Here is a 15,642-nt window from a genome sequence, read left to right on the forward strand (position 1 = left end):
ATGACCGATACCAAAGTACCGTCCCGCGTGTTCCGCGGGGCCAAGCAGGAGGCCGAGGCGGCCCGCGCCCAGCTTTCCACCCCGCAGACCGAGCATCCCGCCTATCGACTGGCGTTTCAGGACATGGAGTTCCTGTTGCGCGACGATCTGCGGCCGGTGCGCTTCCAGCTGGAACTGCTGAAACCCTCGCTGCTGCTCGACGAGGCGAACATCGCCTCGACCTTCGTCATCTACGGCTCGGCGCGGATTCCCGAACCGGACAAGGCCGACATGCTGCTCGACCTCGCACAGGACGACAAGGCGCGCGCGATCGCCGAGCGGATCGTCGCCAAGGCGCATTATTACGACGTGGCGCGCGAACTGGCCTTCCACGCCAGCCAGTTTCCCAACGATGTCAACGGCAAGCGGCACTTCGTCGTCTGTTCGGGCGGCGGCCCGTCGATCATGGAAGCGGCCAATCGCGGCGCGAACGAAGCCGGTGCCGAATCGATCGGGTTGAACATCGTCCTCCCCCACGAACAGGCTCCCAACCCCTATGTCACCCCGGCGCTGTCGATGCAGTTCCACTATTTCGCGCTGCGCAAGATGCATTTCCTGCTGCGCGCCCGCGCGGTCGCGGTGTTCCCCGGCGGCTTCGGCACGTTCGATGAAAGCTTCGAGCTGCTGACGCTGATCCAGACCGGCAAGATCGAGCCGATCCCCGTACTGTTTTATGGCCGCGAATTCTGGAATCGGGTCGTCAACTGGGACGCGCTGGTCGAGGAAGGCGTGATCTCGGAACGCGATCTCGACCTCATCACCTTCGTCGAAACGGCGGAAGAAGGGTGGAACGTGGTCAGGAAGTTCTACGAGGACCGGAAATAGTCCGCGGTCCCGGATAACCGTTTCCTACGTTCGTCATCCCGGCGCAGGCCGGGATACAAGGTTCCGCAAGCGCTGAAGGGTTCGGATCCAGCGGCACCGTGGATCCCGGCCTGCGCCGGGATGACGAAAGGGCTCGTGACCAAGCCCTTTTTGAAAATGACGACTACCGCGCCAGCGCCTCGGCGATCAGCTTGCGCGTATTGTCGATGCCGTACAGCGCGATGAAGCTGCCCATGCGCGGCCCCTGCGCCGTGCCGAGCAGCGTTTCGTAACAGGCCTTGAACCAGTCGCGCAGCGACTCGAACCCGGCGGTCTTGCCGATTTCGTACACCGCGTTCTGGATCTGCTCCGCTCCGGCATCGCCGGGCATCGCCGCCAGTTCGGCATCGAGCCGTTCGAGCGCGGCGCGTTCGAGTTCGGTCGGGGCGCGACGTTCGGGCTTTTCCGCCACGTCGCGGGTGAACGCCAGCGCATGGTCGATCAGCGCGTCGAGCGCCGGGTAGCGTTCCGCCGACGCATCCTCGACATAGTTCGCCAGATACCCCCACACCTGCGGCTTGGTCGCGTCACCCATTACGCCGACCAGATTGAGCAGCAACCCGAAGGTCACCGGCAGCGTCTCGGCGGGCGGCGGACCGCCATGGATATGGTGGACCGGATTGCCCAGCCGCTGTTCGACCGGCTGATCGGCGTAATTGGCGCGGAACTGCCAATATTCGTCGATCGCGCGCGGGATCACGCCCAGATGCAACTGCTTGGCCTTTTTCGGCTCGCGATAGGCGTAGAAGGCGACGCTTTCGGGCGGACCATAGGTCAGCCATTGTTCGAGGCTGAGGCCATTGCCCTTCGACTTCGAAATCTTCTGGCCATGTTCGTCGAGGAACATCTCGTAATTGAAGCCCTCGGGCGGACGCGCGCCGAGCACGCGGGCGATCTTCGACGACTGTGTCACCGAGTCGATCAGATCCTTGCCCGCCATCTCGTAATCGACGCCCAGTGCGACCCAGCGCATCGCCCAGTCGACCTTCCATTGCAGCTTCGCGCCGCCCGACAGGGTCGATTGTTCGACGCGGGTGTCGCCGTCCATGAACGCAACCATGCCGGTTTCCGCGTCGAGCACCTCGACCGGGACCTGCAACACGATGCCGCTGGTCGGCGAGATCGGCAGCACCGGCGAATAGGTTGCACGACGTTCGGCCCCCAGCGTCGGCAGCATGATGTCGAGGATCGCCTGATAGTTGCGCAGGATCGCCTTCAGCGCCGAATCGAACCTGCCGCCGCGATAATAATCGGTCGACGACGCGAATTCATAATCGAAACCATATTGGTCGAGGAAGCTGCGCAGCCGCGCATTGTTGTGCGCGGCGAAGCTGGCGTGCGTCCCGAACGGATCGGGAATTTCGCTCAGCGGCTTGCCCAGATGTTCGCGCAACAGATCGCCGTTGGGCACATTGTCCGGCACCTTGCGCAGGCCGTCCATGTCATCCGAAAACGCGATCAGGCGGGTCGGCTGATCCGACAATTCCATGAACGCCTTGCGGACCATCGTCGTGCGCAGCACTTCGTTGAAGGTACCAATATGCGGCAACCCCGACGGACCATAGCCGGTTTCGAACAGGACCGGCTCGCCGCCCGGCTTCCCGTCCGGATAGCGCTTCAGCAGCTTGCGCGCCTCTTCATACGGCCAAGCTTTTGAAACCAATGCTGCATTGCGGATGTCTGGGTTGGTCATCCGATCCCGATACGCGGTTGGCCGCAATATTTCCACCTGTTGCGATGCAACCATGCCGTCGGTTGGGCGTAGCGTGGAGCAATGATCGTCTCCGATGCACCCCGCCTGCCCCGTATCGTCGCCGAAGTATGGAAGCCGGCGCTTGCCCTGTTCGTCTGGGACGTGATCGTCACTGTCGTGTACTTCGTCCTGCCGTTCAAGGCGCCGTCGCTGCCGCTGACGATCTTCGGTTCGGCGCTGGCGTTGTTCTTGGGCTTCCGGGTGAACTCGGCCTATGCCCGGTGGTGGGAGGCGCGTTCGCTCTGGGGATTGATGATCAACGCGTCGCGCAACCTCGCGCGCGGCGCAATCTCGTACATCGGGCCGGAAAACGAAGGGCAGAAGCGCGATCTCAAGCGGTCGATCGTGCTGCGGCATATCGCCTATGTCCACGCGCTGCGCTGCCAGTTGCGCAAGCTGGATTCGAAGGACGAGGTGCATCGCTTCCTGTCGCGTGACGAGGCGGGCGAGCCGCTGGGGCGCACCAACGTCGCCAACGGGCTGCTCGACGGTACCGGTTCGCGCATTGCCGAGGCGCAGCGCCGCGGATGGATCGACAGCATCCAGCAGACCGGACTCGAAAGCGTGCTGATCGACATCGCCAACGCGCAGGGCGGCATGGAGCGGATCAAGAACACGCCGCTGCCGGTGCAGTACCGGTTCCTGCCGTCGCTGTTCACGCGGCTGTTCTGTATCGTGCTGCCGATCGGGCTGGTCGAAACGCTCGGCATCGCCACGCCGCTCGGGTCGGGGCTGGCGGGGTTGATGTTCCTTGCCGTGCTGCAGATCGGCGAGGATCTGGCCGATCCGTTCGCCAACACCGTGCACGACCTGCCGCTGACGGCGATGTGCCGGACGATCGAGATCGACCTGTTGCAGGCGATCGGCGATCCGGCACCGCAACCGCTGACCCCGGACAAGGGCGTGTTGTGGTAACGGAACGGCCTGCCGGCTGAACGGGTTGAGCCATCGACGGAGGATGCCGATGGCCGACGAGCACAAACCGACGAAGAAGATGGCGGCGAACGCCGAAAAGGGCCTCAAGCTGCACGAGACCTTCGATCGCGGCGGGACCGAGGTCGGGGTGAAGCGCGCGAAGCAGATCGTCGATGGCGGCCCGATGTCCGACGACGACGTCAAATCGATGCACAGCTATTTCGCACGGCACGACGTTGACAAGGGTACCAAGGCGCATCGCTGGGGCGACGATGACGACCCGTCGGCGGGCTATATCGCGTGGCTGCTCTGGGGCGGTGACGAAGGCAAGGAATGGGCAGACCGCCAGCGCGAGAAGATCGACACCTGACATCCTGCCCGGCACGGGGAGGGGGACCAGCGAAGCTGGTGGAGGGGAGTGTCCTCGTACGGAGCGGTTGCATTGTGCGGCGCCCTCCCTCCACCGTACTGCGGACGGTCCCCCTCCCCGTGCCGGGGAGGATTTGCTGCGTTCCACTTCCGTTCCGGCGGCTCTCGCGGTAAGGCGTTCCGATGCTCCCCTACCCCGCCCTGCACGCCAGCCATTCGGGCGTCTGGATCGCCGACGCGAATGGTACGCGCGAGGTCAGCCGGGGGGAGGCGATTTCCTGCGTCGCCGATACCCCGACCATCGTCCTCAACGCGCCGTTGATCGGCCAGCGGCTGGGCTATGCCGAATTGTCGGGGCTCGACCTGCTCGAACTGTTCGCGTTCGTCCATCCGGCGCGGTTCGCAGTGCCGACGCCGAAGGGGATCGCGCAGGCGCTGAAGCTGACGCTGCCGGCCGACGAGGCGAGCGTCGCGGCGCTGCTGCGCGATGCGGCGTCGGCACTGATCGCGACCGCCGCTGCGCCCTGGCCCGAACAGGAAGGGGCATGGACCGCCGCGCAATCGCTGTTCCGGCTGCGCTGGCCATGGGCTCCGGCTCTTGGACAGGTGCTGCCGAAACCCGCCACCGCCGAACGCTGGCTGTTCTCGAAGCTGCCCGAATGGGAGGAAGCGCCGCCGCGTGGTGCGCCGCGGACGGTGACGCTGTCCCCCGATGCCATCGCCGAACGGCTGGCCACCCTGACCGGTCAGGGGGCAGAGGCGCGCCCCGGCCAGCGCGCCTTCGCTGCCGCCGCCGCCGACGCCTTTGCCCCGCGCGTCGCACGCGACACGCCCAATCTGGTGCTGGCGGAAGCAGGGACCGGCATCGGCAAGACGCTCGGCTATCTCTCGTCCGCGTCGCTGTGGTCGGAGGCCGCCGATGGCGCGGTGTGGGTATCGACCTTTACCAAGGCGTTGCAGCGGCAATTGGCGCAGGAAAGCGAACGCGTCTTTCCCGATCCCGCCGAACGCCGCGCCCGCGTCGTGACGCGCAAGGGGCGCGAGAATTATCTGTGCCTGCTCAATCTGGAGGACGCGTTGCAGGGCGGGTTTCAGGGGCGGGCGGCGGTGCTGGCGCACCTCGTCGCGCGCTGGGCGGCGTATAGCGCCGATGGCGACATGGTCGGCGGCGACCTGCCCGGCTGGTTGCCGACGCTGTTCCGGCGCAACGGATCGACCGCGCTGACCGACCGGCGTGGCGAGTGCATCTATGCCGGCTGCCCGCATTACCGCAAATGCTTCATCGAACGCGCGGCCCGGGCGTCGGCACAGGCCGATATCGTCATCGCCAACCACGCGCTCGTCATGGTCAACGCCGCGCGTGGTCGCGAGACCGGCACGCGCCCGACCCGCTATGTCTTCGACGAAGGCCATCACCTGTTCGATGCCGCCGATGCGATGTTCTCCGCCGCGCTGACCGGCATGGAGGCGATCGAGATCCGCCGCTGGGTCTTGGGGCCGGAGGGCGGCGGGCGCGGGCGACGGCGTGGGCTGGCGGCGCGGCTGTCCGATGTCGCCAGCTATGATGCGGCGGGCGGCGAAGCGGTGGCGGCGGCGGTCGATGCCGCGCGGTTGCTGCCCGCCGATGGCTGGTTGGCGCGGGTGCAGGAGGGCGATCCGTTCGGTCCGGTCGAGAAATTGCTGGCCTGCGTGCGCGGTGCGGTGTTCGCGCGCGCCAAGGATGGCGAGGCAGGCTATGGCCTCGAGACCGAACTGACCGAACCGCCGCCCGAACTGGTCGACGCCGCCGGTCCCGCCGCGCAGGCACTGGATGCGCTGCTGCGCCCGCTGATTGCGCTTGGCAAGCGGCTGGAAGCGGTGCTGACCGAGGGGCCGGACTGGATGGACGGCCCGGCGCGCGCCCGGATCGAGGGGGCGATCGCCTCGCTCGGCTGGCGGGCGGAAACGGTTGCGGCATGGGGGCGGCTGCTGGCGCGGGTCGGCGGGCCGGTCGATCCCGATTTCGTCGACTGGCTGGCGGTCGAACGGGTCGAGGGACGCGAATACGACATGGGGCTGCACCGCCACTGGCTCGATCCCGGCCGCCCCTTCGCCGAAACGGTGCTGAAGCCCGCGCACGGCGTATTGGTGACCTCCGCGACGCTACGCGCGGGCGGCGACTGGACGCAGGCCGATGCGCGGGTCGGTGCGCCGTACCTGATGCGCCCGCCGACCCATTTCGCCGCAACCAGCCCGTTCGCCTATGCCAAGCAGGCCGAGGTGCTGATCGTGACCGATGTGAAGCGTGGCGACCTGCCCGCGCTCGCCAATGCGTACGGCCGGTTGATCGTCGCGGCGGGGGGCGGCACGCTGGGGCTGTTTACCGCGATCCGGCGGCTGCGCGGTGTCCATGCGCGCATCGCCGACCGCCTCGCGCGCGACGGATTGCCGCTCTACGCGCAGCATGTCGACCCGATCGACACCGGTACCTTGGTCGACATCTTCCGCGACGACCCGCGCGCCTCGCTGATCGGCACCGATGCGCTGCGCGACGGGGTCGACGTGCCCGGCCATTCGCTGCGGATGGTGGTGATGGAGGGGGTGCCGTGGGTAAAGCCCGGCGTGCTCCACGCCGCGCGGCGACTGGCGGGCGGTGGCAGCGCCTATGACGACCGGATGGTGCGCGCGCGGCTGGCACAGGCGTTCGGGCGGCTGATCCGGCGCGCCGACGATCGCGGGCTGTTCGTGCTGCTGTCGGCGGCGATGCCGTCGCGGCTGCTGGGCGCGTTCCCCGATGGGACACCAGTTGTCCGCTGCACGCTGGACGAAGCGGTCGCGCGCGCCCTTTCCTTGGGGCAGGAAGTGGGGCATGGGGCGCATGCCCTGCCGATGGAGCCCTTGCCATGAAGACGCTGACGCTGCTGCGCCACGCCAAGTCGAGCTGGGACGATGCCATTACCCGCGATTTCGACCGGCCGCTGAACGCCAAGGGTGCACGTGCTGGGACCGCGATGGGCGCGCATCTGCGGCAATTGGGATGCCGGTTCGATCATCTGGTCGCCAGCCCTGCCCGCCGCGTCGTCGAAACGCTCGACCATTTCCGGCGCGGTTATGGCAGCTTGCCCGAGGAGCAGAGCAACCGCCTGCTGTATCTGGCGTCGGAGGGGACGTTGCTCGACGCCGTGCGCGCGCTGCCCGCCGATGTCGATCGCGCGTTGCTAGTCGGGCATAATCCGGGGCTGGAGGATCTCGTCCTGCTGCTGTCGGCCGAAAGCAACCCGTTGCGCGGCGCGGTCGAGGAGAAGTTTCCCACCGCCAGCGTCGCGGTGCTGGAACTGGATGGCGACTGGGCCAGCGCGGGCAATGGCTGCGGCCATCTGGTCACGTTCGTCCGGCCCCGCGATCTGGACCCGTCGCTGGGACCGAATCACGATTGAACGGTACGCCGCGGAAGGCGAAACCTGCGCAAGGTTTCTGACCGTCTCGTCCTCTCGCCGTACCCCCGCGCAGGCGGGGGTCCAGAGCCTCACAAAACAACGGCTTATGCCTTGGAACCCTGGAATCCCGCCTCTGCGGGGGTACGGTCGTGGGCGCATTCGACAGGCGTTGCGGAGGCAGGGGTACGCCAGCCGATCGGTAATCGGAACGTTCGAATAGGTCTCGCCGGCGCGAGAATACGGTTCGTTATCGCACGACAGCCGCGATCAGCGCGCCGCCATCCGCCGCGCGAAGTGGATTTCCACCGCCTGCGTCACGCTTTTCGCGATCGCCTTTCGCCCCTCCGCCGAATCGAGCCGCTTCGCATCCCCCTCGTTCGACAGATAGCCGGTTTCGAACAGGATCGATGGCAGGTCGGGTGCCTTCAGCACCATCAGTGACGCCATGCGGTGGTAATTGGATTTGAGCGGGATCACGCCCTTCGCCTCGCGCCCAAGCAACCGCGCGAAGCCCGCCGATTCGTTCATCGTCTCACGCTGAGTCAGGTCGATCAGGATCGACGAGATATCGGCCGGTTGCCGGCCGAGATCGACCCCGGCGAGAATATCGGCCTTGTTCTCGCGCGCCGCCAGCCGGGCCGCTTCGCGGTCCGATGCGACTTCGGACAGGGTATAGATGCTGGCTCCGCTGGCGTCGGGGTTATCGGCGCTGTCGCAATGGACCGAGATGAACAGGCTGCCCCCCAGTCGACGGGCGATGGCATAGCGTTCCTGCAACACCAGAAACTGGTCGCGATCGCGCGTCATGGCGACGCGGACGCGGCCCCCGGCGAGCAGTGCGTCGCGGATCGCCCGCGCGGTCTTGAGCGTCAGATCCTTTTCCCGCAGGCCGCCATGCGGCGAGATCGCGCCGGGATCATGGCCGCCATGGCCGGCGTCGATCACCACCAGCGGCCGATCGGCGTCGCCCTCTACCCTTGGCAATGGCAGGCCACGGCGCGGGCGTGCGACGGGTACGGCGACACTGGCGGTCGCTCGCTGTCGCCGGTCGACGACCATCGCTGCCGACGATGCCACCGGCACGATCGCGCCGACCACCGGTTGCGGCGCGAACCGCATCCGCCCGCCCCCCGCCGCCCGCGCAAAGCGGCTGGCGCTCACCCGGCGCAGGTCGAGCGTGAGGCGATGCCCGCCATCGGAAAATCCGCCGCCGGTGACCATCGCCGATTCGGCGAGGTCGAGCACGATCCGGCTGCCGCGATCGCCGCGCACACCCTGTCGCACCGCCAGCACCGATCCACCGGCAGCGCTGCGCCCGCCGGGACGAACCCCGTCGAGATCGACGACGATCCGATCGGGGCCGGCCATCGCAAAGCTGCTGGCACCGCGTGCCGGCGCGTCGAGGCGGATGACGATGCGGTCGTTCGCAACTTCGACCGCGTCGATGCGCTGGGCGGCGGCGGGCGATCCGAACGCTGCGCATGACACCGCCAGCGTGGCCGCATGCCACGCGCGCGATCCTGCGAATCCGAAGCTGGCCCAGCGCTTACCCATGACGAAGCGGCTCTTCCCCCATTTCGCGAACCGGTGCCGTACCGACTCCGGCCACAAACAGCCCTTACTAACCGTGGTAAAGATTAATTTACCCTAAAACAGCGGGGAAGATAACCGGGTAAGGAAGCATGCCCGCGCTGTTGCCGTTCACGATGGTGAATGCTACGCCTGTTCCTACGTCGGTCCCGGGCCTGTCCCAGGGGAGCCGATGCTACATCCCGTTCGCAACCGCCTGCGGGATTTATTCAGGTTGATGTTCGCATGTGGCAAGTTCCGTCCCGTTCCGCCTGTGCCGCTGTCGCGGCCGGCGTCGGGGCGACGGTTGTCCGCCCGGAAATTCCCGGACTGCCCGTGCGAGCAGACGCATATCCCAGCAATCGCGCGCAGGCACCGGGCTTGAACCCCGCCGCGCGTTTAGGCGCGCCGACTGGCACAGCCGTCCCGCGCGCCCGGAGACACTATCATGACCACGCGGATGTTGATCGACGCTCGCCACCGGGAGGAAACCCGGGTCGCCGTCGTCAAGGGTAACCGGATCGAGGAATTCGATTTCGAATCGGCCGAGCGCAAGCAGCTCAAGGGCAATATCTATCTCGCCAAGGTGACGCGGGTCGAACCGTCGTTGCAGGCGGCGTTCGTCGATTATGGCGGCAACCGCCACGGCTTCCTCGCCTTTTCCGAAATCCACCCGGATTATTACCAGATCCCGAAGGAAGACCGCGACGCGCTGCTGGCCGAGGAAGCCGAGCATGCCGCCGAGGAAGCCGCGCTGCGCGCCGGCGATCATGACGACGACGTCGACTACGACGATCACGATCATGACGATGATGCCGAAGGTGGCATCGAAGTCGTCGAGCGTGACGAGGACGACGATCATCACGATGACGAGGAAGGCGAGGACGCCCCCGCCCCGCGCCCGCGCAAGAGCGGTGGCGACGATGCCGCGGTCGAGGCGCTGCGCCAGCGCCGGCTGAACCTGCGTCGCCGCTACAAGATCCAGGACGTGATCCGCCGCCGGCAGGTGCTGCTGGTGCAGGTCGTGAAGGAAGAGCGCGGCAACAAGGGCGCGGCGCTGACTACCTATCTGTCGCTCGCCGGCCGGTATTGCGTATTGATGCCTAATACCGCGCATGGCGGCGGCATTTCGCGCAAGATCAATTCGGCCGCCGACCGCAAGCGGTTGAAGTCGATCATGGCCGAACTGACGCTGCCGGCGTCAATGGGTTGCATCGTCCGCACCGCCGGGCTTCAGCGCAGCCGGCAGGAGATCAAGCGCGACTTCGATTACCTCGCTCGCCTGTGGGACGGCATTCGTGACCAGACGCTGACGTCGTCGGCGCCGGCGCTGGTCTACGGCGACAGCGACCTCGTGAAGCGCGCGATCCGCGACATCTACAATAAGGACGTCGACGAGGTGATCGTCGAGGGCGAGGACGGGTTCCGCCACGCCAAGGACTATATGCGCCTGCTGATGCCCGCGCATGCCCGCCGGGTGAAGCAGTACGCCGACGCGGTGCCGCTGTTCCAGCGCGCGCATGTCGAGGATCAGCTGGCCGCGATGTACAATCCGGTCGTGCAGCTCAAATCGGGCGGCTATCTGGTCATCAACCCGACCGAGGCGCTGGTGTCGATCGACATCAACTCCGGCCGGTCGACCCGCGAACATAATATCGAACAGACGGCGACCGCGACCAACCTCGAAGCGGCGCAGGAAATCGCGCGCCAGCTGCGGCTGCGCGACATGGCCGGTCTGGTCGTGATCGACTTCATCGACATGGATCACGGATCGAACGTCCGTAAGGTCGAGAAGGCGATGAAGGAGGCGCTGAAGAACGACCGCGCCCGCATCCAGGTTGGTCGCATCTCCGCCTTCGGTCTGATGGAAATGAGCCGTCAGCGGCTGCGTACCGGCGTGCTGGAGGCATCGACCCGGCAGTGCCCGCATTGCGATGGCACCGGACTGGTCCGGACCGCGTCGTCGGCCGGCCTGTCCGCGCTGCGCCTGATCGAGGACGAGGCCGCCCGCGGTCGCGGTTCGCTGATCGCGTTGCGCGCCAGCCAGGAAGCGGCGTTCTATGTCCTCAACAAGAAGCGCGCCGACATCGCCGAGGTCGAGGACCGCTATGGCGTGACGGTCGAGATCGTGCCCGATGCCGAGATCGAGGGCGCGCGCATGGCGGTCGAAGCATCCGGCCCGCCGCCTGCGCACCCACCCAAGATCGAGCCGCTGGTCGTCATCGACGACGAGGACGATGCCTATGAGGACATCGAGGACGAGATCGACGAGGAAATCGAGGAAGACGCGGTCGAGGAAACCGCCCGTCCGCCGCGCGGCGACGACGAGGGCGAAGGTCGTGGCAAGCGCCGCCGCCGCCGTCGCGGCCGTCGCGGTCGCAACCGTGAGGAAGGCGACGTCGAGGGCGAAGCCGGCGACGATGCCGACATCGAATCGGAGGGCGACGATGCGGTCGAAGCCGATGACGAGACGGTCGATGCCGCTGTCGTCGACGCAGAGGCGGACGAACGCGACGTTGCAGACGATGCCGCGCCCGAAACCGAAACCGCCGATGACGGTAGCCGGCGCAAGCGTCGCCGGCGTGGTCGTCGTGGTGGTCGTCGTGGTGACGGTGCGTTCGATGCCGCCGACGGTGCGGGAACGATCGCCGACCTCCCGGTCGAGGACGATGTCGCCGAACCTGCCGTGGTTGCCGAACCCGCCGCAGCGGAACCGGTCGTCGAGCCCGAAATGGTCGAAGCCGAACCGACGCCCGCGCCCAAGCGGACCCGGCGCCGCCCAAGCGCGCGTGCCAAGGTCGAGACCACAACCGAGCCGACGCCAGCCGAACCGGTGACCATCGAGGCCGGCGATGCTGCGCCGCTCGTGGTTCCCGCACCGGTGGAAACTCCGATCGTCGAGGTCGAGCCGGCCGCCGAAGCCCCCAAGCCGAAGCGGACGCGTCGTCGCAAGGCCGATGCCGAGCCGGCCGCTGCCGAGGAAGCACTGACCCCCGTTAAGGCCGAAGCAGAAGCAGCCCCTGCCCCCAAGAAGCGCCGTGCGCCGCGTCGCAAGCCCGCCGAAACGGCGGACGTGACCGAAGCGGCTGCCGCGCCGGAACCGGAAGCAATCGCTGCCGAACCGGAAACCGAAGAAACGGCCGTGAACGAGGAAGCGGCTGGCGATAGCGAAAACCCGTCGCCCCGCCGCGGCTGGTGGCAGCGCACCTTCGGCAACTGATCGCGGCGATCCTCGCCACGGACGAAAGGGCGGCCTCAACGGGCCGCCCTTTTTTTAATCCTGAAGCGGTCTTCGATCAGATCGGAGGATCGGTCCGCCGCGTCAGCGGTCGCTTGCAGCGCGGTGGCGGCGATGTGACATGGTCGAAGACCGCGCTAACGCCGGGCCAACGGCTCGCGAACCAGCGCGTCGCGTCGCACCTCGATGCGGACCAACAGCCCGTCACGTCGCCAGTCGCGGGTGATCGTTCCTGCCAATTGCTGTTCGATGCTGAGCGCCGCCAATCGCGTTCCGAAACCGGCGGTGTCCGGCACATGCTCGATCGCGGGTCCACCCGTTTCACGCCAGTCGATCGTCACCTGTTCCCCGTCGTGCCGGGTTTCGATCGTCACCTGGCCATCGGTCGTGGACAGTGCACCATATTTGGCGGCGTTGGTGGCCAGTTCGTGGAAGATCAGCGCGATCGGCGTGGCACCGCGATCATCGAGCGGGACGTCATCGCCGGTCACCCGCCACTGGCGGTCGGCATAGGGCGACAGGAGTTCGCGAAGCACATGATGCAAGGTCGCGTCGCCGACGGTCGGCCGCGAAACATCGCTGTGCGGCCGTGCCAGATCATGCGCCGCACCCAGCGCCGCGATCCGCTTGGCAAGATCGTCGGCAAACCCGCGCATCGCCGGCATCTGTCGCGCCGACATGCGGATCAGTCCGCTGATGATCGCGAAGATGTTCTTGATGCGGTGGCTGAGTTCGCGGCTGAGGATATCGTTCAGTTCGGCGGCGCGCTTGGCCGAATCGATGTCGGTGCAGGTTCCGATCCAACGCACGATCCGTCCATCGCCATCCCGCACCGGCAGGGCACGACCCAGGACCCAGCGATAGGTGCCGCTGCAATGCCGCAGCCGGTATTCGATCTCATAGGCTTCGCCGGTCCGCAGGCTGTGCCGCCACCGATCCCATGCCCGCTCCTGATCATCGGGATGAAACATGCCGTTCCATTCCTCGCCATCGGTCGAACCTTCGGGCATGCCGGTGAAGCGATACCATTGGGCGTTGTAGAAATCGTGATAGCCGTCCGGCCGCGTTGCCCACACCATCTGCGGCATGGCGTTGGTCAGCGTATCCAGTTCAGCCTGCGCCGCGACCTGCGCGCTTTCCGCGCGACGCTGCCGGGCGTTGTCGCTGGCCATGACGAACCAGCGGGGCCTGCCCTCAGGGTCGGGCGCGGCGGGCGTCACTGCGAAGCCGGTCACGCGGTCCTCGGTCCGATCGCACTCGATCGTCAGCGGAAAGGAGCTCCCGGCGGTCGTGCCGACAGCCCATGCCGTCATGGCTGCGTCGCGTGCCTCCGATGGCAGCGATCCGGTCCAAATATCACCGATCGATACCGTATCAATCGCTTCACGCCAGCAACGATTACCCCACAGGAGCCGTCCGTCTTGATCGGCGATCCATGCCAATACCGGCATTTTATCCGCGATATCCTGCCAGACAGGGTCGTTCGCGTCCGATACCGGCAACTCCATTACCCATCTGCCTCTCTGTTTCCGCGGTGCACCATCATCGTTCGAATATCGTCCGGCCCGGCACAATCTACCGCGAACATTCCTTCTGCGAATATTCGCCGTCTCGATTTTCGATACCAGGTCGATCAACCAATTCAGATCAACTTTGGATCAACAATTTGCGATGATGGGTTGAAAGCGCGAGAATATTTCTCATAATTTAGCTAAATCTTGCTTTGCTCCAGATCGGACCTATTGACCTGACGGTTCACGCAACGCAAAGGCCGATCCAGAAAAGGAGAACTCCATGTCCGAAGACGGTTCCGAACTGAACGCGATCGAACTAGCCACCGAACTGACCATTGCCTGGTTGAACAACGGCAACAACCGTGTGGCCGCTGAGGATGTTCCGGCATTCCTGCAAACCATGCACGCGACGGTTCTGGGTCTGGCTTCGGGCAAGGTCGAACAGGAAGAGGCCGTGCCGCAGCAGGACCATGTTGCCGCCGTCTCGGTCCGCAAGTCGCTCGCGTCGAAAGATCACATCATTTCGATGATCGACGGCAAGCCGTACAAGACGCTGCGCCGTCATCTGGCCGGCCATGGCCTGACCCCGGAAACCTATCGCGAACGCTATGGCCTGCGTCCGGACTATCCGATGGTTGCCGAAACCTATTCGCAGAGCCGTCGCGACATGGCCAAGCGCATCGGCCTCGGTCGCAAGGCGCGCAGCGCCGACACCGGTGAAGCCGCCGCCGAGAGCGATGCTGGCGACGCGCCGCGCCGTCGCGGTCGCAAGCCCAAGGCTGCCGAATAAACAGGATCGGGGCGGCCATCGTGCCGCCCCGTTTTCTATGTGCGCGGGAAGATCGCGCCGTCCACCCAGTGATGCGTGCAGAGCTGCGCCTCGGGCGTGTCGTCGGCGTCGAGCGCCGCGACCGTAACCCAGCCTTCGCTGCGCAGCCGCGCCGCCGCCGCCTGATCGATACCGATCGGCAGGAACAGCCGCCGCCGATCCTTCGCTCCCAATCCGGCATCGAGCAGCGCATCGGCGTAGAGCGAGAAGCCGACCGCCGGTTCCTCGCGGCCGTCGGCATGGCACACCATATAGCTGCCGCCCCGGCCGATCTCGCCCAGCACGCCTTGCGCGAACAGCGAGAAGCCGAGCCAGCTCTGATATTCGAAGCCGTGCCGCTCGGTCGGATCGAGCGTCACCGCAACGCGGCCGGCCAGCGTCGCCGCCACCGTCTCGATCGCGTCGAGCCGGGAGGCCAGCCGTCCCGCCTGATCGGTCGCACGCAGGCGGGCGAGCGCGGTGTCGAACGGCCCCGCCGCCTCGACCAACGGCAGATAGGCCGGGTCGATCGCGGCGACGCGACCGGCATCCTTGGCATCCAGCGCCGCGATCAGCGCGGCATGCTGCGGTCCTGGCGGATCGCCGGCCAAGGTCGCGACCAGATCGGGCAGCGTGAAATCGATCGAGATGCCGGTGACGCCTGCCGCTGCCAGCGCCTCGACCGCGACGGTCACGATCTCGGTTGCCGCCGCCACGCTGTCGCGTCCGATCAGTTCTGCGCCCATTTGTCGTGATGCCCGCCGGGGAGCTAGTTCGCCGGCGCGCAGTTTTAGCACCGGACCGGCATAGGACAGCCGCACCGGACGCGGGTGGTGGCCCATCCGCGTCGCGGCGATCCGTGCGACCTGTGCGGTGATGTCGGGACGGATCGCCAGCGTCCGCTGGCTGACCGGATCGACGAAGCGCACCGCATCGGTCGCCGCCGTACCCTTCAGCCGCCCGGCCAGCCCCGCCTCGAACTCGGCGAGCGGCGGGTCGACCTGTTCATAGCCATAGCCATGCGCGACGCCCAGCACCGCCCCTTCGAACCGGCGCAGCCCATCGGCGGCGGGTGGCAGGCGGTCGTGAAACCCTTCGGGGAGGAGGCCGGTATCGTTCATGGGCTTCCCCCTAGCGGCTGCAGGCCGGACGGGAAA

11 protein-coding genes are annotated in these 15,642 nt (G+C 66.6%); 7 read left to right on the plus strand and 4 right to left on the minus strand.

Annotated elements, in window-relative coordinates; translation table 11 throughout:
• Window positions 1-864, plus strand: coding sequence for an LOG family protein (locus tag ASE90_RS08060; protein WP_055998680.1), 864 nt, complete (start codon window positions 1-3; stop codon window positions 862-864).
• A 163-nt stretch (window positions 865-1,027) separates the two neighbouring features.
• Here the strand turns inward: ASE90_RS08060 and ASE90_RS08065 are convergent, their stop codons facing one another.
• Window positions 1,028-2,596: a lysine--tRNA ligase gene (locus ASE90_RS08065; RefSeq protein ID WP_055998682.1), complete on the minus strand. Its 1,569-nt coding sequence runs from the start codon at window positions 2,594-2,596 to the stop codon at window positions 1,028-1,030.
• 81 nt (window positions 2,597-2,677) lie between these two features.
• On the opposite strand from ASE90_RS08065, the gene ASE90_RS08070 reads away from it, so the two are divergent.
• The 4 genes from ASE90_RS08070 (at window position 2,678) to ASE90_RS08085 (ending at window position 7,356) form a co-directional block, all read left to right on the plus strand.
• Window positions 2,678-3,571: a bestrophin family protein gene (locus ASE90_RS08070; RefSeq protein ID WP_055998684.1), complete on the plus strand. Its 894-nt coding sequence runs from the start codon at window positions 2,678-2,680 to the stop codon at window positions 3,569-3,571.
• A gap of 49 nt (window positions 3,572-3,620) precedes the next feature.
• Window positions 3,621-3,941 (plus strand): hypothetical protein, encoded by a 321-nt coding sequence (locus tag ASE90_RS08075; protein ID WP_055999199.1) that lies wholly within the window; start codon window positions 3,621-3,623, stop codon window positions 3,939-3,941.
• A 182-nt stretch (window positions 3,942-4,123) separates the two neighbouring features.
• Entirely contained in the window at window positions 4,124-6,826 is a 2,703-nt protein-coding gene (locus tag ASE90_RS08080) for an ATP-dependent DNA helicase (protein WP_055998686.1), read from the plus strand.
• Window positions 6,823-7,356, plus strand: coding sequence for a SixA phosphatase family protein (locus ASE90_RS08085; RefSeq protein ID WP_055998688.1), 534 nt, complete (start codon window positions 6,823-6,825; stop codon window positions 7,354-7,356). The genes ASE90_RS08080 and ASE90_RS08085 overlap by 4 nt, the downstream gene beginning before the upstream one ends.
• A 267-nt stretch (window positions 7,357-7,623) precedes the next feature.
• Here ASE90_RS08085 and ASE90_RS08090 read toward each other — a convergent pair whose 3' ends face one another.
• A complete protein-coding gene (locus tag ASE90_RS08090) occupies window positions 7,624-8,910 on the minus strand; it encodes an N-acetylmuramoyl-L-alanine amidase (protein ID WP_082449660.1) in 1,287 nt (428 codons plus the stop codon).
• Window positions 8,911-9,373: 463 nt separating this feature from the next.
• Here ASE90_RS08090 and ASE90_RS08095 point away from each other — a divergent pair, with 463 nt between their 5' ends.
• The gene (locus tag ASE90_RS08095) at window positions 9,374-12,145 is read left to right on the plus strand and encodes an Rne/Rng family ribonuclease (RefSeq protein ID WP_235531719.1); all 2,772 of its coding nucleotides are present in this window, start codon (window positions 9,374-9,376) and stop codon (window positions 12,143-12,145) included.
• Window positions 12,146-12,300: 155 nt separating this feature from the next.
• On the opposite strand, the gene ASE90_RS08100 is transcribed toward ASE90_RS08095, so the two are convergent.
• A complete protein-coding gene (locus ASE90_RS08100; protein ID WP_235531720.1) occupies window positions 12,301-13,398 on the minus strand; it encodes a PAS domain-containing protein in 1,098 nt (365 codons plus the stop codon).
• 559 nt (window positions 13,399-13,957) lie between these two features.
• Between ASE90_RS08100 and ASE90_RS08105 the strand changes: the two genes are divergently transcribed.
• Complete coding sequence (locus tag ASE90_RS08105; RefSeq protein WP_055998694.1) at window positions 13,958-14,467, plus strand: MucR family transcriptional regulator; 510 nt, start codon at window positions 13,958-13,960, stop codon at window positions 14,465-14,467.
• 35 nt (window positions 14,468-14,502) lie between these two features.
• Here the strand turns inward: ASE90_RS08105 and ASE90_RS08110 are convergent, their stop codons facing one another.
• A complete protein-coding gene (locus ASE90_RS08110) occupies window positions 14,503-15,606 on the minus strand; it encodes an ATP phosphoribosyltransferase regulatory subunit (RefSeq protein ID WP_055998696.1) in 1,104 nt (367 codons plus the stop codon).
• Window positions 15,607-15,642 lie beyond the last annotated feature (36 nt).

The sequence above is a fragment of the Sphingomonas sp. Leaf67 genome (assembly GCF_001421965.1).
In the GTDB taxonomy this organism is placed as follows: Bacteria; Pseudomonadota; Alphaproteobacteria; order Sphingomonadales; family Sphingomonadaceae; genus Sphingomonas.

Coding starts and splice junctions, on each gene's coding strand:
- ASE90_RS08060 (WP_055998680.1), top strand. CDS start 1: ATGACCGATACCAAAGTACCGTCCCGCGTGTTCCGCGGGGCCAAGCAG.
- ASE90_RS08065 (WP_055998682.1), bottom strand. CDS start 2,596: ATGACCAACCCAGACATCCGCAATGCAGCATTGGTTTCAAAAGCTTGG.
- ASE90_RS08070 (WP_055998684.1), top strand. CDS start 2,678: ATGATCGTCTCCGATGCACCCCGCCTGCCCCGTATCGTCGCCGAAGTA.
- ASE90_RS08075 (WP_055999199.1), top strand. CDS start 3,621: ATGGCCGACGAGCACAAACCGACGAAGAAGATGGCGGCGAACGCCGAA.
- ASE90_RS08080 (WP_055998686.1), top strand. CDS start 4,124: ATGCTCCCCTACCCCGCCCTGCACGCCAGCCATTCGGGCGTCTGGATC.
- ASE90_RS08085 (WP_055998688.1), top strand. CDS start 6,823: ATGAAGACGCTGACGCTGCTGCGCCACGCCAAGTCGAGCTGGGACGAT.
- ASE90_RS08090 (WP_082449660.1), bottom strand. CDS start 8,910: ATGGGTAAGCGCTGGGCCAGCTTCGGATTCGCAGGATCGCGCGCGTGG.
- ASE90_RS08095 (WP_235531719.1), top strand. CDS start 9,374: ATGACCACGCGGATGTTGATCGACGCTCGCCACCGGGAGGAAACCCGG.
- ASE90_RS08105 (WP_055998694.1), top strand. CDS start 13,958: ATGTCCGAAGACGGTTCCGAACTGAACGCGATCGAACTAGCCACCGAA.
- ASE90_RS08110 (WP_055998696.1), bottom strand. CDS start 15,606: ATGAACGATACCGGCCTCCTCCCCGAAGGGTTTCACGACCGCCTGCCA.